The organism is Methylomonas lenta (assembly GCF_001644015.1).
GTDB classification, from domain to species: Bacteria; Pseudomonadota; Gammaproteobacteria; order Methylococcales; family Methylomonadaceae; genus Methylomonas; species Methylomonas lenta.
The window spans coordinates 1-21540 of record NZ_LUUI01000125.1 but is presented as its reverse complement, the minus strand read 5'-3'; the positions used below and the strand labels follow the sequence as shown (position 1 = coordinate 21540).

At 44.1% G+C, this 21540-nt stretch carries 22 protein-coding genes; 2 read left to right on the top strand and 20 right to left on the bottom strand.

The window, feature by feature from the left end; translation table 11 throughout:
- Nucleotides 1-14: 14 nt before the first annotated feature.
- From msrP to A1359_RS15050, 10 genes are all read right to left on the bottom strand, one after another.
- On the bottom strand, nt 15-971 hold the full coding sequence (gene msrP / locus A1359_RS15095) for a protein-methionine-sulfoxide reductase catalytic subunit MsrP (protein ID WP_066984822.1): 957 nt from the start codon (nt 969-971) through the stop codon (nt 15-17).
- 34 nt (nt 972-1005) lie between these two features.
- Nucleotides 1006-1830, bottom strand: a complete 825-nt coding sequence (locus A1359_RS15090) for a sterol desaturase family protein (protein ID WP_066984819.1) — start codon at nt 1828-1830, stop codon at nt 1006-1008.
- A gap of 32 nt (nt 1831-1862) precedes the next feature.
- Entirely contained in the window at nt 1863-2318 is a 456-nt protein-coding gene (locus A1359_RS15085) for a PAS domain-containing protein (protein ID WP_066984816.1), read from the bottom strand.
- 48 nt (nt 2319-2366) lie between these two features.
- Complete coding sequence (locus A1359_RS15080; protein ID WP_066984813.1) at nt 2367-2840, bottom strand: SRPBCC family protein; 474 nt, start codon at nt 2838-2840, stop codon at nt 2367-2369.
- A 125-nt stretch (nt 2841-2965) separates the two neighbouring features.
- Nucleotides 2966-3850 (bottom strand): phosphate-starvation-inducible PsiE family protein, encoded by an 885-nt coding sequence (locus A1359_RS22030; RefSeq protein ID WP_083960671.1) that lies wholly within the window; start codon nt 3848-3850, stop codon nt 2966-2968.
- Between the two features lie 36 nt (nt 3851-3886).
- A complete protein-coding gene (locus tag A1359_RS15070) occupies nt 3887-4306 on the bottom strand; it encodes a hypothetical protein (RefSeq protein ID WP_066984810.1) in 420 nt (139 codons plus the stop codon).
- Between the two features lie 73 nt (nt 4307-4379).
- On the bottom strand, nt 4380-6284 hold the full coding sequence (gene ftsH, locus A1359_RS15065) for an ATP-dependent zinc metalloprotease FtsH (RefSeq protein WP_066984805.1): 1905 nt from the start codon (nt 6282-6284) through the stop codon (nt 4380-4382).
- Nucleotides 6285-6301: 17 nt separating this feature from the next.
- Nucleotides 6302-7162, bottom strand: a complete 861-nt coding sequence (gene hflC, locus A1359_RS15060; RefSeq protein ID WP_066984803.1) for a protease modulator HflC — start codon at nt 7160-7162, stop codon at nt 6302-6304.
- On the bottom strand, nt 7162-8319 hold the full coding sequence (hflK, locus tag A1359_RS15055) for an FtsH protease activity modulator HflK (protein WP_066984802.1): 1158 nt from the start codon (nt 8317-8319) through the stop codon (nt 7162-7164). The genes hflC and hflK overlap by 1 nt, the downstream gene beginning before the upstream one ends.
- 110 nt (nt 8320-8429) lie before the next feature.
- Entirely contained in the window at nt 8430-9692 is a 1263-nt protein-coding gene (locus A1359_RS15050) for a sigma-70 family RNA polymerase sigma factor (protein ID WP_066984798.1), read from the bottom strand.
- A 92-nt stretch (nt 9693-9784) separates the two neighbouring features.
- Between A1359_RS15050 and A1359_RS15045 the strand changes: the two genes are divergently transcribed.
- Nucleotides 9785-10690, top strand: coding sequence for a MerR family transcriptional regulator (locus A1359_RS15045; protein WP_066984795.1), 906 nt, complete (start codon nt 9785-9787; stop codon nt 10688-10690).
- A 34-nt stretch (nt 10691-10724) separates the two neighbouring features.
- Here the strand turns inward: A1359_RS15045 and A1359_RS15040 are convergent, their stop codons facing one another.
- From A1359_RS15040 to A1359_RS15025, 4 genes are all read right to left on the bottom strand, one after another.
- The gene (locus A1359_RS15040; RefSeq protein WP_066984846.1) at nt 10725-11039 is read right to left on the bottom strand and encodes a non-heme iron oxygenase ferredoxin subunit; all 315 of its coding nucleotides are present in this window, start codon (nt 11037-11039) and stop codon (nt 10725-10727) included.
- A 94-nt stretch (nt 11040-11133) separates the two neighbouring features.
- Complete coding sequence (locus tag A1359_RS15035) at nt 11134-11889, bottom strand: class I SAM-dependent methyltransferase (RefSeq protein WP_066984793.1); 756 nt, start codon at nt 11887-11889, stop codon at nt 11134-11136.
- A 61-nt stretch (nt 11890-11950) separates the two neighbouring features.
- Entirely contained in the window at nt 11951-12403 is a 453-nt protein-coding gene (gene sufU / locus A1359_RS15030; protein ID WP_066984791.1) for a Fe-S cluster assembly sulfur transfer protein SufU, read from the bottom strand.
- Nucleotides 12403-13626: a cysteine desulfurase gene (locus A1359_RS15025; protein WP_066984788.1), complete on the bottom strand. Its 1224-nt coding sequence runs from the start codon at nt 13624-13626 to the stop codon at nt 12403-12405. The genes sufU and A1359_RS15025 overlap by 1 nt, the downstream gene beginning before the upstream one ends.
- 76 nt (nt 13627-13702) lie before the next feature.
- Between A1359_RS15025 and A1359_RS15020 the strand changes: the two genes are divergently transcribed.
- Entirely contained in the window at nt 13703-14263 is a 561-nt protein-coding gene (locus tag A1359_RS15020; protein ID WP_066984785.1) for a Uma2 family endonuclease, read from the top strand.
- On the opposite strand, the gene sufD is transcribed toward A1359_RS15020, so the two are convergent.
- The 6 genes from sufD to corA form a co-directional block, all read right to left on the bottom strand.
- Nucleotides 14258-15559, bottom strand: coding sequence for a Fe-S cluster assembly protein SufD (gene sufD, locus A1359_RS15015; protein ID WP_083960670.1), 1302 nt, complete (start codon nt 15557-15559; stop codon nt 14258-14260). The two genes, A1359_RS15020 and sufD, sit on opposite strands and share 6 nt — an antisense overlap.
- Nucleotides 15559-16308, bottom strand: coding sequence for a Fe-S cluster assembly ATPase SufC (gene sufC / locus A1359_RS15010; protein ID WP_066984773.1), 750 nt, complete (start codon nt 16306-16308; stop codon nt 15559-15561). The genes sufD and sufC overlap by 1 nt, the downstream gene beginning before the upstream one ends.
- Before the next feature lie 337 nt (nt 16309-16645).
- Complete coding sequence (locus tag A1359_RS15000) at nt 16646-17623, bottom strand: DUF2971 domain-containing protein (protein WP_066984769.1); 978 nt, start codon at nt 17621-17623, stop codon at nt 16646-16648.
- 486 nt (nt 17624-18109) lie between these two features.
- Nucleotides 18110-19558 (bottom strand): Fe-S cluster assembly protein SufB, encoded by a 1449-nt coding sequence (sufB, locus tag A1359_RS14995; protein ID WP_066984767.1) that lies wholly within the window; start codon nt 19556-19558, stop codon nt 18110-18112.
- Nucleotides 19559-19573: 15 nt separating this feature from the next.
- Nucleotides 19574-20023 (bottom strand): SUF system Fe-S cluster assembly regulator, encoded by a 450-nt coding sequence (locus A1359_RS14990; protein ID WP_066984764.1) that lies wholly within the window; start codon nt 20021-20023, stop codon nt 19574-19576.
- A gap of 87 nt (nt 20024-20110) precedes the next feature.
- Entirely contained in the window at nt 20111-21385 is a 1275-nt protein-coding gene (gene corA / locus A1359_RS14985; RefSeq protein ID WP_066984754.1) for a magnesium/cobalt transporter CorA, read from the bottom strand.
- Nucleotides 21386-21540: the final 155 nt, after the last annotated feature.

The window sequence follows — 21540 nt, the reverse complement described above, 5'->3', positions numbered from 1 at the left end:
GATTCGAAATAACATTAGAAAAAATGCCGTAGGTCCATATCGCCATACAATGAGGCGACTTGCTCACCATAACCGTTAAACAATTCTGTTTCCCGGCGCGGCGTAAAAAAACCACTACCTAATTGGCGCTCACTAAATTGACTCCAACGCGGATGAGGTACCGATGGATTGACGTTGGCATAAAAGCCATATTCATCAGGAGCAAATTGATTCCAGGTCGTTAAAGGCCCTCTTTTCAGAAACTCGATCTTTGTAATGGCCTTAATACTTTTGAATCCGTATTTCCATGGCACCACTAAACGCAAAGGGGCACCGTTTTGTTTGGGTAAAACATCACCATACATACCCACCGCCAAGATCGTTAAAGGATGCATGGCTTCGTCCATACGTAACGCTTCCACATAAGGCCAATCCAGCATGGCATTGATGCGCTGTTTCGGCATGACCTCAGGCTGATAAACGGTGGTAAATTTGACAAACCGCGCAGTAGATAAAGGCTTTACAGTTTTGATTACCGCAGACAAAGGAAAACCAACCCACGGAATTACCATGGACCAAGCCTCGACACAACGAAAACGATAAATATATTCTTGTAAGGTTTGCTGACTAAGAATATCTTCTAAATGATAAATACCCGGCTTTTCAATTTCGCCAGTCATCTCTACAGACCAGTTATCTGTTTGCAGATTTTGAGCTAATTCGGTGGAATCTTCCTTGTTAAAAGAAAACTCGTAATAATTAGTGTAATTACTGGAAATTTCCGCTGGCGTTTCCGGGCCAAATTGTCCTGATAATTCACTATTAGTCAGATTAGTCCAATGTGGCTTAGCTTTGGTTACCGATGCCATAGTATTAACAGAAGGTAGCAACATAGTTGCAGCCATAGCTTTGATTATCGTTCTCCGCTGTTGAAACACTGATGGATCAGTAATTTCACTTGCAGGTATGGATTTTTGTGTTTTTATAATCATCCCGAAGTCACCTGATGGTGTGGCCGTTAATATATTATTTTTTGCCTTTAGGAATAAGTCCAAATAATTTTTTAAATTTTCTTTCGGTAATAAATGCCAGCGAAAATAATTGAATAAAGTTTTCAGCTTCAATTAAGTCTAGCCCTATATTTGCTGGCACAAGCTCTTTGCGGGTACCAAAAATACGATCCCAGATTGATAATACGATACCGTAATTACTGTCATGCTCTGCACGTATTGTCGAATGATGGGTTCTATGTAGGCAAGGTGTAATGATATATTGCGATATAGCTTGTTCATTAGGCACCCGAATATTAGCGTGATGAAAAAATATGAAAAACAACTCAATAATTTCAATAGATAACACCAAATAGGCATCCACACCAATTACGACTACAAAAATACATTTATAAACAATTTCCAGCAATAAATCGAGAACATGGAACCTGAAACCTGTAGAAACATTAAAACTTTTATCGCTGTGATGCACCTTGTGGAATCGCCATAACCATTCGTATTTATGACTTGCAAAATGCCATGCAAAAATAGCAAAATCAAAAAAAGCAAAAGCTAAAAGCCATTTTAGAGGGCCATTTTGCATGCCACCCAACAAACCAATGGAAGAAAATTGTTGCGCAACTATAAATAAAGATGAGGCTCTTAAAACAGTTAGAATAACATTATTAACTAAAAAAGCAGTTGTATTCGTAACAACAGACTCTTTATAAACTTTCCGGGAAAATAGACGATAAGGTTTCTTTTTTTCAATTACCAATAACAGCAGAAATGCCAGTATAGCCAATCCAAAAAAAACACCATTAAAAGCCATATTTCCACCGGTTTCTTCTAAAGCTCCCATACATCCCCCTCAAATAAACCAATCTAAATTTATTATTTTTTATTATTTTTTTCTAAAAGATCGGTCAATACTTTAATTTCATTATCAGCATTAACTTGTTGGGTAATATCATACTGTACCCCTAAGTAATAAATGACGCGTTGTTTTTTATCGAACAATGGAATTACTTTTAGATGATTATGAAATAAAGTACCATCTTTTTTATAATTACGAAGAGTAACTTCTATTCCTTCATTTTTCGCCATAGCTTCCTTTATCTGATAACGTGCTTCCTGTTCCCTATCCTCGCCTTGTAAGAAACGACAATTATGACCTACGATTTCTGCTTGTGTATATCCAGTCAACCGCTCAAAAGCCTTATTAGCATACACTATAGGAGAATCATCCATGTCTGGATCAGCCAAAGTGACGCCATTGACACACTCATCCAAAATAGCGGACAACACCTGAGGGATGATTCCGGAATCTTTGTCTACAATAAAGTTCATATTAACACTCCAATATTATTTTTTAGTTTTTATTAATGCATATAAACTTTATACGGCAATTAATTTTTTTATATTTTCTACAGTATTTTCAGCACCGTCTTCGATAGCATAACGAATAAGCTTTTCAAAGGGTCGCATAAATATTTCTAATTTCATTAACTCAAAACGAAAAGTTAAACGGGTAGGTCTTTTTTCTTCGTTAGATTCTAAAATATACCTATGTCTATAAGGTTCGTCCATACCTTCTAAAGTCAATTTATTTTGAGGTTGAAACTCGGTAATAGCAAAAATAGACTCAACTTCCACATCATTATCTTTACGTATTTGTTTTGCCTTAGCGCCAACAAAAACTTCATTGCCATCTAAGGGTTTAAAGTCAACTACTTCCAAAGCCCATTTTGGGTAATTATCGAAAAATTGTTTGCCAACGTATGAAAAAACATCAGCAATAGGTTTGTCAATTTCGACGCTTGCTTCACCAACAACTGGCTTGGCTGAATCAAATGGTAAGTTCAAATGCATGGGACCTCCAGCAATAAATTGAAATGCTCACGAGCTTTATAATTAGGAATATAAAACACAGTAAATCAGGGCATAAAAATATTTAAATTCATAAAAAATAAAAAGAAAATATAATTAAGCATACCCTAATCATGCTTATTTGTTTCTTTTTTATCAAGTAACCAATAAGTAACACCTAAAGCTAAAACCACTGCTGCGCTGGCATAGACATAACTAGGTTCTAAATATTTAAAATCAAAGACAATAACTTTCCTTGAAATTGCCATTAATGCAGTTGCTACCACAAGTTTAACCGGTATTACATCACTACGAAGATAAAGACTTATATTAATATAGATTTCAATTGCAATCAGAACCAATAAAAAAGCACTAAATGTTGACAATAGATCAGTCACACTTAAAATTAAATAAGGTGGCGTAGTCAATTTCTGAAAAAGCACGAAAACTACTTGAAATACCCCCAAAAATATTACCAACACCATCAAGCCAGCTAAAATAGTCACTGCTAGTCGAATAGCTTTGTGAAAGAAATTAAGAATATTGCCTTGCTCATCCCCAACCGGCAGTTCTTCGTGGGACTTTCGTTTTTTATAGGCCGTTTTGAAATGTTTCATTAGTGAACCTAACAACTTTTGGTTCAATTCACTATGAACATTGCTTTCATCTGTGTTAAAAAATGAATTCAATCCATCAATGTTTAGCTCGTTAAGCTGAGTTAAATCCAGCTCTTCAAACCCCATACTCCAATTTGGGAACTCCCGAACTTTGATATAACTGCGCTCCAACTCAACAATATTCTGATGGCGTGGGTCGCGTTTGAGTTTTTGAAAAGCTTTGTTAACCTCTTCTTCATTACCTTCCAGAACTTGAACAAAACATTCGTTGAAATATAACAACACACCGGTGATGCCATTAGCTTCATTCCCTATGCGACACTGCCGCAATAGAGACATTAGCTCATCGGTTGAAAACGGTTTAACCGCATGACTCATGTAAACCAATCTAATCACGACTTTCCCTCCATTGGGATTGTTAGCGTAGATCAATTAACCGTTATTTTTTCGCAAAACGCAAATGCCACCGTACAAAACATGAGATAGACCGACGTATAAAAATATTTGTTGATAGCTTGGATCAATTTCAATCTGATTAATGATTGAATAAAACTGCAAAGAAACGATAAGAATTAACAAAAAAGCACCCAGGGTAAACACTGCCGCATAATTGCTGTGCATTTGATAAAACCCATACACTGCCAGTTGCACAAAACATAAATACAACAAGACCATCCGTAGATTATTCGCTAACGGACCGTACAAATCACTATTGTTCTCAAAAAAAATATCGCTACCGGCCAATGACATTAGGCTTACAACCAAGACAAAAATGACCGAAACGTTAAAATTGATCTGCAACAATAGCTGCAAAATATTTAAAGAGGTTTTGGAAATTGATCGGGTATTCATAGCAGATACCTCTTTTTATAAAAAAACACCCTCCCGGAGTAAAACAATTGGGAGGGCATATAGAGGAGGACGGTTAAGGAGTCATGACGGGCTGTGAAACAGGTTGCGCATGATCATCAGTAAGTTCGATTTCGGTTATTGATACTTCTGGCACTGGTTCGGGTTCTGGCTCCGGTGGCGCGAGAGTTTTACCTTGCATCAATTCATCAATCTGATATTTATCAATAGTTTCCCAATCCATAAGAGCATTTGCCATATTGTGGAGAACCTGGATATTGTCTTTTAAAATGGTTTCGGCACGATTGTAATTACTATCAATCACTGAACGTATTTCTTCATCGATAGTTTCCGCCATTTTTGCAGACATGGGTTTGGATTGAGTCCCCATATAGCCACCCTCATTATCGCCGTAATCCATAGGCCCCAGCTTGTCGGACAAACCCCACTTGGTCACCATGTTTCTAGCTAACTGGGTAGCGCGCATAATGTCGTTGGATGCACCGGTGGTAACTTTATTTTTACCGTAAATCAACGCTTCAGCCACGCGCCCACCAAACAAACTGGCAATCTGGCTTTCCAGCTTATCTTTACTGGCACTGTATTGATCGCGTTCAGGCAAGAACATAGTAATACCCAGCGCACCACCACGCGGCATGATGCTGACTTTGTAAACCGGATCGTGTTCGGGCACCATGCGGCCGACGATGGCATGTCCTGCCTCATGATAGGCAGTCATTAGTAAATCCTCTTTTCTCATGATCATGGTGCGCTTCTCAGCCCCCATAATCATTTTGTCTCGGGCTTTATCTAAGTGATTCATGCTAACTTCACGCTTGTTGGTTCGCGCGGCAAACAATGCACCTTCATTAATCAGATTGGCCAGTTCCGCACCGGAAAATCCTGGGGTACCCCTTGCCAAATCGTTAATATTGACATCTTCCGCCAAAGGCACTCTAGCACCGTGTACTTTCAGGATTTGTTCGCGACCTTTAATATCCGGCAAACCTATCTGAACCTGCCTGTCGAAACGTCCAGGTCTTAACAGCGCCTTATCCAGCACATCGGCTCGGTTGGTGGCTGCAACCACAATAATGCCTTCATTACCGCTAAAACCATCCATCTCGACCAGTAATTGGTTAAGGGTTTGTTCGCGTTCATCATTACCACCGCCTGTGCCGGCACCACCACGCTGACGTCCTACAGCATCAATTTCGTCGATAAAGATAATGCAGGGTGCACGTTTTTTTGCTTGTTCAAACATGTCACGCACCCGAGAGGCACCAACACCGACAAACATTTCCACAAAATCGGAACCCGAAATGGAGAAGAACGGCACCCCTGCTTCACCGGCAATCGCCCGTGCCAGCAAGGTTTTACCCGTACCTGGCGGACCCACCATCAGTACGCCACGCGGAATTTTGCCGCCTAAGGCTTCGTATTTACCTGGATCTTTCAGAAAATCCACCATCTCAACCACATCTTCTTTGGCCTCTTCTACACCGGCCACATCGCTAAAGCGAACTTTAACCTGATCTTCTTCCATCAGCTTGGCACGACTTTTACCAAAGCCCATTTGCCCATCACGCCCACCCGACATCATGGATTGTTTGCGCATGAAGTAAACCAGCACGGCAATTAGCAATAAAGTAGGCGCCCAAGAGATCAAGATGTTCATCAGAGTTGAAGGTTGTGGCGGCTTTTCAACTTTAATTTTCACCCCGTATTCCAACAACTCATCAATCAATCGCGAATCGTTAGGGTTATAAGTGGAAAATCGCGTGCCATTGTTGCGCTTGCCTTCAACGTTATTACCGTTGATATCGACTTCTGTCACTACTTTATTACGCACATCTTCAATAAAATCAGAATAGGAAATTTCATAGTGCGGATCATATTCCGGAATGTTTCGATTTAATATCGAGGACACCAAGATACCAACCGCTATAACAGCCGCTGTAAAAATTAAAAACTTTTTCATAATTTAGTTCTCCTGACTTATTTCTCGCTGGAGAAATATTTGAAGAAATCAGAATTAGGCTTTAAAACCAAAGTATCCTGAGTTTTTTCAAATGAGGTTTGATAAGCCTGTAAACTGCGGTAAAAGGCATAAAACTCGGGATTTTTACCGAAGCTTTTCGAGTAAATTTCAGCTGATTCAGCATCGCCGCGACCACGAATATTTTCTGATTCACGTTTTGCATTAGCGACTAGCACTTGCTTTTGTTTGTCAGCTTCTGCACTGATTAATTCTGCACTTTCCGCACCTTGCGACCTAAATTCTCTGGCCACACGCTCACGCTCTGCACGCATACGCTGATAAACCGAGCTACTGACTTCGGGTGGCAAATCGATACGTTTAATGCGAATATCTATCAATTTGATACCAAATTTTTCGGCTGTAGGCGCCAATTTCTCCAACAAAGTATCGCGTAATGCGCTGCGATCTTCTGAAATCAATTGTTTGATGGTGCGCACGCCAAATTCACTGCGCATGGCATCTTTCATAATTTGGTCGAGACGAAGATTGGCTTGAAATTCATCGCCACCGACTGTGGTGTAAAAAAGACCCACATCACCGATTCGCCACTTGACGAACGAGTCAACAATAACATTCTTCTTTTCGGAGGTAAGAAAACGCTCGGATTTAGCATCCAAGGTCAGCACACGCGCATCAAATGTACTGACATTATTGATGATGGGGGTCATAAAATGGAGTCCGGGTTTCAGATCTGATTTTACGATCTCCCCAAGACGAAATAATACGGCTCTCTGATCCTCATTGACATGAAAAACCGACATGGAAGCCAACACCAAAGCCGCAACGCCAACCGGTAATAAAACTTGTACTTTATTCATTATCTACTCCTGCTAGGACGTAATTCATTGGAGGTGGCATTCCGTGCGTTATGCTTGGCAACGTTGCTTTGTTCAACATTTGAGTCCGGTTCTGCTTGAACCGAATCCGTATGCGTTTGACCTGTAGACATTTGCTGTAAAGGCATATAAAGCGCCGGTGGCTGATCGGTATCCACTACGATTTTATTGGTAGACGCATAAAGTTTTTCTTTCGCTTCCAAGTACAACCGTTTGCGCGTGATAGCTGGATTTTTTTCATATTCAACCAAAAGTTGATCAAAGCGTTCGGTTTCCCCTTTCGCTTTCGCAACTTTTTCAGCTGAATAAGCTTCGGCCTCTTGTACAATACGCGCAGATGCACCGCGAGCTCTAGGTATGATCTCGTTGCTGTAGGCTTCTGCTTCATTAATCAGACGTTGTTTATCTTCGCGTGCACGAATCGCATCTTCAAAAGCACCCTGCACTTCTTCAGGTGGCTGCGCATCTTGTAGATTGACACTAGCCACAATCACACCTGCCTGGTAATCGTCCATGGCTTCCTGAATTTCAGACTTAATCTCAGCTACGATTTGGCTGCGGCCCTCTGTCAACACAAAATCCATATTGTTACGACCAATCACACCGCGCAACACGCTTTCAGTCAGCTGTTTCAGGGTGTTTTCATTATTTTTAACGTTGAATAAATAATCGCGGGCATTGTTTATTTGATACTGCACTGCCAAGCGAACTGCGATTATGTTTTCATCGGTGGTCAACATTAACGATTCTTGAGAAGCACCTGTAGATTTGCTCAGCCTGGAAACATCGTTGTAGCCCACTTCGATATAACGCTGTTGTTCTACGTTGACATCGTTGACTGTTTCAATCGGTAACGGAATGTGCCAATGTGGGCCAGGCATCGTGGTTTCGGCGTAGGCACCAAATCGTGTAACGACGCCTCGGTTACCCTGATCGATAATATAAATACCACTTATCAACCATCCAAGCGCTAGCGATCCACCTAATAGTGTGGCGACTCTGGAAAAGGAAAATAAGTGCTTATTATCTTGGTAAAACTCAGCGTACTTATCGGAAATGGCTTTCCATTGCTTATCCATTTCCATTTTCCAGTCCAATGGGGGTGTTTCTTTATCGGTGTTGTGGTTTTCTGAAGACATAATTACTCCTCGTATTAGATGTTTTGCCAGGCCTGCACATTAGTTGTTATTTTTAGTCTACTTTGTATTTATACTGTGATTACATTACCAAGTAAAACACTACAGATTAGTTAAGTATCGTTTGGTTCCAGAAATAACATGAGATCGAAGCCAAATTGTTGTTTTAATTTCACTAAGGCTTCATTCTGTATTTGCCTTACCCGCTCCCGAGTCACTTGTAACTGATCTGCGACAGCTTGTAATGTCATTTCAGTATGGTTTTTTAAACCAAAACGCATAGACAGGATAATGGCTTGTTTTTCAGGCAAGGTTGCAACTGCTCTATCCATATAAGTTGCCAAATCAGAACCTATCAAGTCATCCAAAGGTTGACTGAACTGTTGCTGCTGCATTTTTTCCATGATGGACATTTCATCATTTTCTTCATCAGAACCGTTGTCCGTAACATAAGTCGATTGATAATAACCACTGATGGTTTTAATTTCTTGTTCTGACAAGTCACAACAGGCCTTAAGTTCTACCAGAGTCGGCCAGCGCTCGTTTTGTAAAAAACATTTACGCATAACTTCAAAAATCCCTGATGACTTTTCAGCCAAAGCCACTGGTAGCGGCACCACTTTGTCTTGCTTCACAATCAATCTTGATATAGCTTGCCTAATCCAGTAAATGGCATAAGTAGAAAAACAATTGCCTCGCTGAGGATCAAACCTATCTACCGCTTTAATCAAACCTACCAAACCTTCCTGCATCAAATCATCAAAACTCAAGGTATTAGCCTTATATTTGTGTACCACAAAAGCGACTAAGCCCGTGTTACTGGCAATCATTTCTTGTCGTAAATGTTTCAGCTCAGTTCTGTATGACCGAATTTTAGTTGTATAAGAAGCATCAATATCAGTCGATTTAGCAAACTGTTTATCGATGAAGTCAGCAATTTCCAGTAGATAGACCGGTAAAAAATGTAGGCCATACATGAGCTCGGATGCAGGATCAACAAAACCTTCAATTCCTAAGCTGCTAAAATCGTCATGTTGTACAAAACCTGTTTTTTGTACAACTAAATTTTTGAGAGGCAAATTGTCAACCATGAACAAGTTTTCTGAGCTAGCGGGAGAGCTATACGCCGTCATAAACAGTTGCAAAGCGTGTTTATATTCCTCGTTATTCTTGATCAGGATAATTTCAGAAAAATCGGTGCCTTTTTTTAAATCTTTTAACAACTGCTTGGCAATTAAACCTGCAACCTGCTGATTTTCCAATAACAACAATAACAGTTGCTGCCTGGCCTGCTCTACACGACAGGCGAGTACAACTTGCTCTGTATCCTTGGCAGGAATAGAGATTTGGTTATCTAGTTCAGATAGTGCTGTCATCTGGAATCACCGAGTTAGATTTTTATGTTGGAATCGAAGATACAATGCTGTAGAATTTTTGTCAACATTTTAATTGTACAAAACATAAACAAATGTATTCAATCAAAGCTATTACCACGTTAACTGGACTCACAGCGGAAACGCTACGAGCTTGGGAGCGACGTTACGACTGCATTACCCCGCAACGTAATGAAAGCGGTCGCCGCTCTTATTCTCAAAATGATCTGGAAAAGCTCAAGCTTTTGGTCAACTTAACGCGTAGCGGACATGCCATTAGTAAAATTGCCCAGCTGGATTGTGAGCAACTCCGCCACTTCCAAAACCAATCAGTTATACAGATTGACACCAACCAGGCCAATTTGTTCAGCCAAATCATTGAAGCTTTACAAAATTATCGTATCGAACACTGCGAACAGTTATTGAAGCGGGCATTATTAGCCCATGAGCCACTAGAGTACGCCAGAGATATTTTGCTACCGGCGCTGCATCAAGTAGGACAACTTTGGCACGAGGAGAAAATCAATATTGCCCAAGAACATATGTTTTCAAGCTGTGTAAAACGCATCGTATTGAGCCTGGTGAACACCCTACACCAACCATCTAAACGCAATCCGTCTATGCTGTTTGCAACACCTAGCGGTGAGCCGCATGAATTTGGTATTTTGCTGGGGAGCTTGATTGCCGCTGCTCAGCAATACACTTGTTATTATATTGGTGCTGATTTACCTGCTTTTGACATTATTGATGCTAGTAAACAGCTAAAGCCGGATGTGATTGTCATAGGCTTGGTGAAGTCTCCTGCGGAATTACAAACGACACTAGAGTTAGAAAAATTGATGAAATTTGCCGTTACCAGTTCTTCAAAACTCTGGCTGGCTGGTCAGGGTGCACATTTTTGGTTTAAACAACATGCGCCCGCCTTAGTTAATTGTGAATATATAGCGAACATTGACCAATTTTATGACAAAGCCCAACAACAGCAGCTTATAAGCCGCTGATTTTTCATGTTTCTGTCTAAAGAATCAGTTTCAATCAGTTTTCAGACTTAACCTGCACTCTACCCTCAACCAGCCGGATCGGAAACGTAGCAATATCTTCATAAGCGGGCGGGGATTTAACTTCACCAGTCTTCACACAAAAGCGCGCCCCATGACGTGGACAGATGATCTCGTCGCCGTCCAGTTCACCGCTTGCGATTTCCGCACCATCATGCGTGCAAACATCTTCTATCGCGTAGCATTGGCCGTCGATTTTAAATATCGCTACCTCATAACCATCGACATCCACCACCACATGTTCGCCGTCAGCCAAAGCCGAGTCAGCCACAACATCTATCCAATCTGACACTTTCCACCCCATAGTTAAATAAAACCCTTACACCAGCCAGCCTTTTCCGCCTTTCGCCTTTCGCCTTTCGCCTTTCGCCTTTCGCCTTTAGCCTTTAGCCTTTTAAATAAACATCATAGCGCAGCAATTTCCCCTGCACGCTCTCAGTCGGTTTTCCGCCCAAAGGTTCGGCATAATCCGGGCTTTTCACGACCACCCGTCGAGCCGTCGCCGCAAAGGCAGCTTCGAATAATGCCTGCCTGTCCGTATCATCACCCAAAATATCGCGCAAAATTGCCATCGATTTACGTGTTGCTGCCGATTGTTTGCGTTTTGAAGGAAACATAGGATCGAGATAAATACAGTCTGGTTTTTCCGGCAATTGCGCCAGTAATTCGATGGCATTACCAATCAGTAAAGTTGGCGGCGTTAATGCGCGCTTTTGCACCCAATCTTTTTGAGCCAGCCGCTCGAAGCCATCGCTAATCAAAGCAGCCATAATGGGTGAGCGCTCCATGCAGGTGACATGGTAACCCATCCTAAACAACGCAAGTGCATCCTGAGCCCAGCCGGAAGTCGCATCAACCACGCTATGGGTTTTTTTACCGACCGCTTGAGCTAATTGGTCTTTTTTGGGGGCGGGATAGGAATGTTGCTCACCGGGGCGCGGATCGACTTCTACCAGCAAACCGCCTTTTTTCAGATTTAATTTATCCAGCAATTTCAAGCAGCCATCACGGTAACACAAGAAAAAATCGTAGCTACCGGCTTGAACATCGGCCATAGCCAATAATGGCAAACCCAAACGTTCAGCCAGACTTTGCTCAAGGTTTCCAACGCTATCGCTGTAAACAATTGCAGTATTGTTCATAGACATGGCGGGTTGTGGTTGTTTATCCAACCCGGTCGACGAATTTTGAGCATGGCACGTTCTATTCGGTGGAAATCGCTTCTTGCTGATTTTTTAATGCCGCATCCAGCGTGTGCCAGGCCAAGGTGGCGCATTTCACCCGCGCAGGATATTCGCGTACACCAGCCAGTACTGCCAGTTTACCAATGGCTTCCAGATTCACTTCTTCCGTTTTACCGGTCGTCATTTCATGGAATTGCTGAAATAACGTATCGGCTTCCTGTTCGGTCTTGCCTTTGATAATTTCCGTCATCAATGACACTGACGCGGTGGAAATAGCGCAACCGGAGCCCTGAAAACTGGCATCGGTAATTACATGATCATCAATTTTCAAGAACAAAGTCAGTTTATCGCCACATAACGGATTAAAACCGTCCACCCGACGATTGGCATTCTCCATCACCCGAAAATTGCGCGGATTACGATTGTGATCAAAAATCACTTCCTGGTACAAATCGCGTAAATCATCAAACATTAGCCAAACACCTCTATTAAGGATTTGATGCCTTGCATCAAAATATCAACTTCTTCGCGAGTATTGTACATGGCAAATGAAGCTCGCGCTGTCGCCGGTACACCGTAAAAATCCATCACCGGCATGGCACAGTGATGCCCTGCCCTGATGGCGATACCCAGACTATCCAACATGGTGCCGATATCGTGCGGATGAATATGATCCAAGGTAAACGACAGGATGCCGCCTTTCTCCGCCGCCTGGCCGACGATGTTCATACCTTTGATTTGCTCAGCTTGTTCGGTAGCATAAGCCAGCAATTCGGCCTCATAAGCGGCGATATTCTCCATACCGATTGCGCTGACATAATCGATGGCAGCCCCCAAACCAATGATTTCGGCAATCGCCGGGGTGCCTGCCTCGAATTTATGCGGTAAGCCGGCGTAGGTGGTTTTTTCGAACGTTACGGTACGAATCATGTCGCCGCCGCCTTGATAGGGCGGCATGGCTTCCAGCAAGGCTTGCTTACCATATAGAACACCTGTACCCGAAGGCCCATATAGCTTATGCCCGGAAAACACATAAAAGTCGCAATCCAGGGCCTGCACATCGACAGCCATATGCGGAGTCGCCTGCGCACCATCCAGCAGCACCGGAATATTTTTGGCATGTGCGGCGGCAATGATTTTTTCTACCGGATTGATAGTGCCTAAAGCATTAGACATATGCGCAATAGCCACCAACTTGGTTTTATCACCCAGCAGTTTTTCGAACTCCTCGAAAATCAGCTCGCCCTTTTGATTCATCGGCGCCACTTTTAATACCGTACCGATTTGCTGGCACAGCATCTGCCAGGGCACTATGTTGGCATGATGCTCCATGGCGCTGATCACAATTTCATCGCCGGCTTGTAGCTGGGATTTACCGAAACTTTGTGCAACCAGATTGATGGCTTCGGTAGCGCCGCGCAGGAAAATAATTTCTTTTTCACTACCTGCGTTGATAAAGCGTTTGACCTTTTCCCTGGCCGCCTCAAAACGATCGGTAGCTTTGACACTTAAGGTATGCACGCCGCGATGAATATTGGCATATTCATGACTATAAACATGCACGATACTATCGATCACTGCTTGCGGTTTCTGGCAACTGGCTGCATTGTCCAGATACACCAAGGGTTTGTTGCGAACTGTTTCACCGAGAATCGGGAAATCAGCACGGATTTGGTCGATTGGATAGGTAGTCATAGTCTCAAGCTTGTAGGTTGCCTTTGTGCTATCTGCACATTAAAATCAAATTCAACACATTGTATTGGATAAAAAAATGGTCGCCGTATTTCCGCAAAAACATCTCACCGACATCGCCGAATGGCATCGCATGGGCGAGGCCGGTATTTTTTCGCCCGACAGTCGCATGGAACTCATCGAAGGAGAAATCTTACACATGGCACCGATCGGATTTAATCATGCCGGGCATGTTAACCGGCTTAATAATTTTCTAACCCTTCTAGCCCGCGGCAAAGCTGTCGTCAGCGTGCAAAACCCGGTACAACTCGGCGACTTATCCGAACCTGAGCCGGACTTTCTATTACTGCGTCCCCATGCAGATTTTTACACCACACGCCACCCTGTTGCAGCTGATGTGCTGTTGTTGGTAGAAGTCTCCGACAGTACCCTTGGTTTCGATCGCAACCAAAAACTGCGTCTTTATGCCACCCATGCCATTCCAGAATACTGGATCGTCAATCTTATCGACAATTGTTTAGAGGTCTACCGCCAACCGCAGGATGGCGATTATCTGGAAAAAACCGTACTCTCAAAAGCTGACAAACTCAACCTATGCAGCTTGCCGGAGATCCAGGTGGCGGTTTCCGATATTTTATAAACTGATCGCAGGAAAACGCGCAAGCAACTGCTTGAATAACAAAGCTTTCAATTCGGCATTCTCGACCTTGTCCACCATTTCATTAGCAAAAGCAAAGGTCAAAATATTCCTGGCCGACGCCTCATCTACGCCGCGTGATTGCAGGTAAAACACCGACTTTTCTTCCAGCTGCCCCACCGTCACCCCGTGCGAACATTTCACATCGTCGGCATAAATTTCCAGTTGCGGCTTGGTGTCGACTTCAGCATCAGCCGATAACAACAGATTGCGGTTACTCATTTCCGAATCGGTTTGCTGCGCATCTTCCGCAACAATCACTCTGCCTTGAAATACACCGCGAGCTCGGTTATCGAGCACCCCTTTATAGAACTCGCGACTGATACCGCGCGGCATCAAATGATTGATCCGGGTGTGGTTATCGATATGTTGCCGGTTGGCCCCCAGATACAGGCCGTTTACGCTGCATTCCGACGCCACATGCAAATCACTGCGAATATCGGTCCGCGCCAATATCGCGCCAAAGGCAAAATTGTGATGCATCAACCGACTGTCTCGCGCCTGTTTGACGTAGGTGCCTCCGAAATGGCAGGCTTTGTCCGCTTCGATTTGAGCTTTATACAGCGTTAAACCGGCATTGGCCTCCAGAAAACATTCATTCACAGCCGCTGAGAAATAACTGGCCGCACTACCGATATAGTTTTCGATGATTTCCGCTTCCGCGCTCTCATTAATAACAACGACATTACGTGTCGCCGCCAAAGCGTTGGCGTAAGTTACCACATGCAATATTTGCAACGGCTTGGCCATCCGGTAATTAGCGGCAACTTCAATCACCACGCCGTCAGCAAACCAGGCGCTGTTAAAAGCCACCAGACTATGCTCGTCATTAGTGACCGCATGGCCCAACCGTGCCTGCAAGTCGGTGGAATTACCGTCTAATGCAGCGCGCATACTTTGCACCGAAACTTCGCCGGGCAACCCAGTCAGCCGGGACAAAGTAGATGAAAACCGGCCATTAACCAGCACCACGCTCCAGGCATTTTCCAGCCGATACGCATCCAGCCAATCCGTATCGATTTCCTGGTTATCGGTCGGCGTGAATTGGGTTTTGTTTAATACTGCCAGATTAGTGTAGCGCCATTCTTCGTCACGCAGATTTGGAAAACCGTGGGCTTCAAACGTTTTTAAACCATCTTGTCGCAACTGTTGTAGCCAAGGCAAATCCGCACCTGGCAAAGCGGACGCAATAGCGGGATACGCGGCCAAATAAGACTCGGGAGATTGTTCGACCGCCATCATGCCGCCTGCCCTTCCAGCCAGCTATAGCCTTTTTCTTCCAGTTCCAGCGCCAGCTCAGGCCCACCGGATTTGACGATACGCCCTTCCGCCAGCACATGCACAACGTCGGGAATCACATAATCCAGCAAACGTTGGTAATGCGTAATCATCAAAAACGACCGTTCTGCAGCACGTAAGGAATTAACGCCCTCGGCCACTATGCGCAAAGCATCAATATCCAGACCGGAATCGGTTTCGTCGAGAATGCATAATTTAGGCTCCAACACTGCCGCCTGCAAAATCTCGTTACGTTTTTTCTCACCACCGGAAAAACCTTCGTTAACCGCGCGGTACAAAAATTTTTCATCCATCTGCAACAATTTGACCTTGCTTTTGACGATAGTCAGAAAATCCATCGCATCCACTTCAGGCAGGCCGTGATGTTTGCGCATCGCGTTAAGCGCGGCTTTTAAAAGATAGATATTGCTGACACCGGGAATTTCCACCGGGTACTGAAACGCCAGAAACACCCCTTCGCGAGCACGAATTTCCGGCGCCAGTTCCAGCAAGTCTTTGCCTTGATAAGTGACGCTACCCTCGGTAACCGTATAGCCGGCTTTGCCGGACAACACGTGCGACAGAGTACTTTTGCCGGCTCCGTTGGGGCCCATGATGGCATGGACTTCACCTGGGTTGATGTCCAGGGTTAGGCCTTTGAGGATGGGTTTGTCGTTAATGCTGACGTGTAAGTTTTTTATGCTGAGCATGTGTTTACCTGGTTTAGCTTTGTAGTCTGTAGGCTGGGTAGAGTGAAACGAAACCCAGCGTTGAAATCTTTAATGTGTCGCTATCGCGACTGTTTTTTAAAGTCGGGTCTCGGCCCGACAGCCGAGATACTTTCTTTTGCGTTGCCAAAAGAAAGTATCCAAAGAAAAGGCAACCCGGATGCCGCTTTGATCCTGCGCTCCTCGGGTTTGACCGGGGTTTTCCGAAGGGGCTTCCCAGCCCCTACGTAAAACGCGATGCATCCCTGCATCGCCCCTGCGGGCTGTTCCACTCAAACCCTCCGGTGCTCGGCGCGGCATAACGGGAGAAAAAAAATCATCACACAAACGGGATATTCGAAACATCAACATCAATATCTTTGTGTCCTCTATTACTAAGGAACACTTTCAAGACTTCCGCCCGATATTCCTTTTCCTTATGGGGGCCAACTATTATTTTATTTATTGGAAGCTTTTCTGCATTTTCAAATAGAGCAATATACGGAACAAGCACTCCATTTCGTTGGCGAAACCTTCTCTCTTTTCTAAGCTTATCTTCTTCACCTAAGTAATCCATTAACGCAATTGCAATCCTAACCTCTTTTTCTTCCTTAAATGCGTGATGCTTAAAGCGAGTAATGCAGTTAATAAATGACTGTAATGCTGGCGCTGCACTATCCTCTAATACTTCCGGTGTTAATTTACATCTTACTGCCTCAAAAACTTCTACCGCATATTTAGCAACAATTTGCAAATCCACAGATAGTTCCTCTTCAATTACTTTAGAATCATCACTGTAAACACAATTCCCTAACACTCCCGAAAGGTTAAAATCATTTCCTTCTTGACTTAATTGCTTTTCCAAGCCGACTGAATCAAATTCGATCGCGTAGCCGCCATCGCCACCATATCCACGCCATTGACTAAGTAAGCCATTGTTTTTCACATAATCATCGGTTACGGCACAAAATGAAAATACATATATTTCCGCTCCAATGGCTTCAAATAAAGCGTTATATTTACCTTCAACTAAAGTAGTAACCTCATGCTCAGCTATTAATTCAATACCACCATTTTTTTCGATTATTTCTTGATAGTGCTTGTTATTTTTAGAGACGGAATTCAAATAGTAAACTACCTCAGGCTTCAAAAGCTCAATCAAAGTTCTTTTAAATAAAAACACCTCAGTATAATCATTCAAAAACTTGTAGTGTGTAGCCCAAATACTTTGATTTCCTTCTTTGCCTAAAATCCCATAAAGGCCTGCTTCATTGGTGTAATGCCAAATAGTTGGAAAATCTTCTGATAGCTTTTTCATATTCCTTAAAATGTTTTACGAACTCATTTTTAGGCCGTTAGAAGTCCAAAGAATATGCTGAACGCAGTGAAACGCATCGTTCGCGACAGATGCGCCTCCTTCCGTCGGCACATCCTACAAATTCTCTCCACATCCAAAATATTCGACCACTTTCAATTCCGAAACGGGGTTTATTCCCCTGATGCCGCGCCGAGCACCGGAGGGTTTGAACGGATTTGCCCGCAGGGGCGATGCAGGGATGCATCGCGTTTTTCGTAAGGGCTTGGATGCCCTTTCGAAAAACCCCGTTCAAAGCCTTCGGCGCGCAGGATTAACGCGGCATGGGGTGGCTTTTTCTTTGGATACTTTCTTTTGGCCACGCAAAAGAAAGTATCTCGGCTGTCGGGCCGAGACCCGACTTCAAAACCATCCGTCGCGACAGCGACACCAAATTCAAACGCCCCTCACCCTAGCCCTCTCCCGCAGGGAGAGGGAACAAAACCCTATTTACCCAACCGACCCTTCCAAACTAATCCCCAACAAAGCCTGCGCTTCCACGGCAAATTCCATCGGCAATTCCTTAAACACTTCCTTACAAAAACCGTTGACGATCATCGACACCGCATCTTCGGCAGACAATCCGCGCTGCTGACAAAAGAACAACTGATCTTCGCTGATTTTAGAAGTCGTAGCTTCGTGCTCGACTTGCGCCGTGGGTTGTTTGACTTCCACGTACGGAAAAGTATGTGCACCGCATTTATCGCCGACCAGCAACGAATCACATTGGGTATGGTTACGCGCATTGCTGGCGGATTTGGCCACTTTTACCAAACCGCGATAGGTGTTTTGCGCCCGGCCGGCGGAAATACCCTTGGAAACAATGGTGCTACGAGTGTTTTTGCCGATATGTATCATCTTGGTGCCGGTATCGGCCTGCTGCAAATTGTTGGTCAATGCCACCGAATAAAATTCACCGACCGAATTGTCGCCTAAAAGCACGCAGCTGGGATATTTCCAGGTGATGGCGGAGCCGGTCTCTACTTGGGTCCAGGACACTTTCGAATTGTGACCGCGACATTCGGCGCGCTTGGTAACGAAATTGTAAATACCGCCTTTACCGTCTTTGTCGCCCGGATACCAGTTCTGCACGGTGGAATACTTGATCTGCGCATTATCCATCGCTATTAGTTCCACTACTGCCGCATGCAATTGGTTTTCGTCGCGCATCGGTGCGGTGCAGCCTTCCAGATACGACACATGCGAGCCTTCATCGGCTATGATCAAGGTGCGCTCGAACTGACCGGTATTCGCGGCATTAATTCTAAAATAAGTCGACAGCTCCATCGGGCAGCGCACGCCTTTGGGAATGTAGACGAACGAGCCATCGGTAAACACCGCCGCATTCAGGGCAGCAAAAAAATTGTCGCCTGCAGGCACCACAGTACCTAAATATTGTTTCACCAGCTCGGGATGCTCTTGTAAGGCTTCGGAAATTGGACAAAAAATCACCCCGGCTTCTTTTAGCTTGCCTTTGAATGTGGTGGCTACTGAGACGCTGTCAAACACCGCATCAACAGCGATACCAGCCAAGCGCTCTTGCTCATCCAGGGGGATACCGAGCTTTTTATAGGTATCCAGCAATTGCGGATCAACCTCGTCCAGGCTTTTCGGGCCGTCTTTTTTTGACTTGGGAGCCGAGTAATAACTGATGGCTTGATAATCGATAGGCTCGATATTCAATTGCGCCCAATTGGGCGGCGTCATGGTTTGCCAGTGCCGAAAGGCTTTCAGGCGATATTCCAGCATGAATTCCGGTTCATTTTTAACCAAAGACAATTTGCGTATCACCTCTTCGTCCAAACCCGGCGGAAAGGTATCCACTTCCAAATCGGTCACAAAACCTTGTTTGTATTCCTGACCGATTAAATTTTCGATTTCTTGTGCTGATGCTGACATAGGCGCTCTTATAAATTAACGGTATAACCGACTCAGAGGGATACTGACTTCTACGGGTTGTTTAAACGGCATAATCATATCGGCTAAGGTAACCGACTCCAGGGCATTGGCAATTTTTTGATTTATCAAATGCCAGTTGCCTTGTATCCGACAACCACTAGCCTGATCGCAACCTTTATGCGATACCGAACATTCAGTCAACGCAATCGGCCCTTCCAAAGCACTGATTATCGTGGCTACCGTGATTTTCTCCGGCTCACGAGCCAATACATAACCACCTTTGACACCCCGCATGGATGACAGTATGCCGGCTTTTGTCAGTATTTTTAAAATCTTACTAACTGACGGCAAGGCGATGCCGGTTACTGCAGCCAACTCAAGCGCACCGTGCAAACGATGCTGGTCTTTGGCAATCACACTGAGTATTACAGTGGCATAATCGGTCATCTTGCTTAGCTTTAACATAGCCCTCTCATATATGGGACCATTTTAGTCTTATTTAATAACCTAGTAAAGAGCTTGGTTATTCTTTTTTAATTTTTATGCTGAAAGTTACCTGAGCCAGCCTTTGCGCTTGAAATACAAATATGGCAACAGGATAGAAAATGCCATCATCGTTAGCGCAATTGGATAGCCCAACATCCATTCCAGTTCCGGGATGTGCTCAAAATTCATGCCATAAATGCTGGCAATTAAAGTGGGCGGTAGCATCGCAACAGAGGCTATGGAAAATATCTTGATGACTTTATTTTGGTTGATATTGATGAAACCAACAGTGGCATCCATCAAAAAGTTGATTTTGTCGAACAAAAATGCGGTGTGGCTGTTCAGCGACTCGATATCCCGCAAAATTTGCTGAGCATCTTCCAGTTGCGCCGGAGACAGTAATTTTCGGCGCACTAAAAATGACACCGCCCGCTGAGTATCCAACATATTACGGCGGATACGGCCATTAAGATCTTCCTCTTCTGCTATATCTGCCAGAATTTGTTCTGCATCTTCATCACTTATATCCTGACTCAAGACTTTTTTACTGACCGCTTCTAGCTCGGTGTATATGTCTTCCAGCGCATCGGCAGAATATTCGGCTTCGGCACCGTATAAGTCCAACAACATATCTTTGCTATCTGTGACAAAGCCAGGCTGAGTACGTGCCCGCAAGCGCTGCAGACGGAAAACCGGTAATTCCTCGCTACGTACCGAAAACAAGATATCACCGCGCAACACAAAAGCCACTGGCACACAGCGGGATTCACCTTCCCTATCCAGTAAAAAATCGGAATGAACATGGATTTCATTTTGCTCGACATAAAACCGCGCACTGGATTCCAGATCGGTAAGCTCATAAGGATCAGGTAGATCCAAACCGTAATGCTGACCAATTAAAATCCGTTGTGCTTTGTTGGGCGCCAACAAATCAATCCAGATAGGATTCACTGCATACAAATCGTGACGACAGGTGATGGCTACTTTGGCTAATCGCCCCTCCACCAATTCAAACGCACTCATCTGGCCCTCGCCACAATGCGGCTCTCTGTCGCCAACTAACTGCTCACGTAGATTATCGGAAATTTCCCATAGCACATCATCCTGGCGGGCTGCTTCGACTTGCCCCCAGACTAAAACAGCATCTTCAGAATTTAAAGCAGACAGGATTTGGCCGATTTCAACGGCTGATAAGCGCTGTAAAAAGGCATTCAATTCGGCTAAATGCTGTTTTTGCACCAGCGATATCACTAGCTTGCGACGAGGCAGCGGCTGATTTTGCACCATGCTTTCGATAAGCCTATGCTTTCTCAACAATTCGTTGACGGTTTGTAATGGCAACAGTGAACTCCAGTAAATCCGTTTTTAGGTGAAAAACACCATGATAACCGACTTTATCTGCCGCTGAATTTAGTTTGTGACATCGCCCGCGCTGGGCGAAGAACTGAATTTAAGAGATCTTAAGGAAGGCGCATGTAACAAGTTCGTCAGCTGTG

Bases quoted from the DNA above. Each gene is read 5' to 3' on its own strand.
- msrP (WP_066984822.1), bottom strand. From the start codon at position 971: ATGATTATAAAAACACAAAAATCCATACCTGCAAGTGAAATTACTGAT.
- A1359_RS15090 (WP_066984819.1), bottom strand. From the start codon at position 1,830: ATGGGAGCTTTAGAAGAAACCGGTGGAAATATGGCTTTTAATGGTGTT.
- A1359_RS15085 (WP_066984816.1), bottom strand. From the start codon at position 2,318: ATGAACTTTATTGTAGACAAAGATTCCGGAATCATCCCTCAGGTGTTG.
- A1359_RS15080 (WP_066984813.1), bottom strand. From the start codon at position 2,840: ATGCATTTGAACTTACCATTTGATTCAGCCAAGCCAGTTGTTGGTGAA.
- A1359_RS15070 (WP_066984810.1), bottom strand. From the start codon at position 4,306: ATGAATACCCGATCAATTTCCAAAACCTCTTTAAATATTTTGCAGCTA.
- ftsH (WP_066984805.1), bottom strand. From the start codon at position 6,284: ATGAAAAAGTTTTTAATTTTTACAGCGGCTGTTATAGCGGTTGGTATC.
- hflC (WP_066984803.1), bottom strand. From the start codon at position 7,162: ATGAATAAAGTACAAGTTTTATTACCGGTTGGCGTTGCGGCTTTGGTG.
- hflK (WP_066984802.1), bottom strand. From the start codon at position 8,319: ATGTCTTCAGAAAACCACAACACCGATAAAGAAACACCCCCATTGGAC.
- A1359_RS15050 (WP_066984798.1), bottom strand. From the start codon at position 9,692: ATGACAGCACTATCTGAACTAGATAACCAAATCTCTATTCCTGCCAAG.
- A1359_RS15045 (WP_066984795.1), top strand. From the start codon at position 9,785: ATGTATTCAATCAAAGCTATTACCACGTTAACTGGACTCACAGCGGAA.
- A1359_RS15035 (WP_066984793.1), bottom strand. From the start codon at position 11,889: ATGAACAATACTGCAATTGTTTACAGCGATAGCGTTGGAAACCTTGAG.
- sufU (WP_066984791.1), bottom strand. From the start codon at position 12,403: ATGTTTGATGATTTACGCGATTTGTACCAGGAAGTGATTTTTGATCAC.
- A1359_RS15025 (WP_066984788.1), bottom strand. From the start codon at position 13,626: ATGACTACCTATCCAATCGACCAAATCCGTGCTGATTTCCCGATTCTC.
- A1359_RS15020 (WP_066984785.1), top strand. From the start codon at position 13,703: ATGGTCGCCGTATTTCCGCAAAAACATCTCACCGACATCGCCGAATGG.
- sufD (WP_083960670.1), bottom strand. From the start codon at position 15,559: ATGGCGGTCGAACAATCTCCCGAGTCTTATTTGGCCGCGTATCCCGCT.
- sufC (WP_066984773.1), bottom strand. From the start codon at position 16,308: ATGCTCAGCATAAAAAACTTACACGTCAGCATTAACGACAAACCCATC.
- A1359_RS15000 (WP_066984769.1), bottom strand. From the start codon at position 17,623: ATGAAAAAGCTATCAGAAGATTTTCCAACTATTTGGCATTACACCAAT.
- sufB (WP_066984767.1), bottom strand. From the start codon at position 19,558: ATGTCAGCATCAGCACAAGAAATCGAAAATTTAATCGGTCAGGAATAC.
- A1359_RS14990 (WP_066984764.1), bottom strand. From the start codon at position 20,023: ATGTTAAAGCTAAGCAAGATGACCGATTATGCCACTGTAATACTCAGT.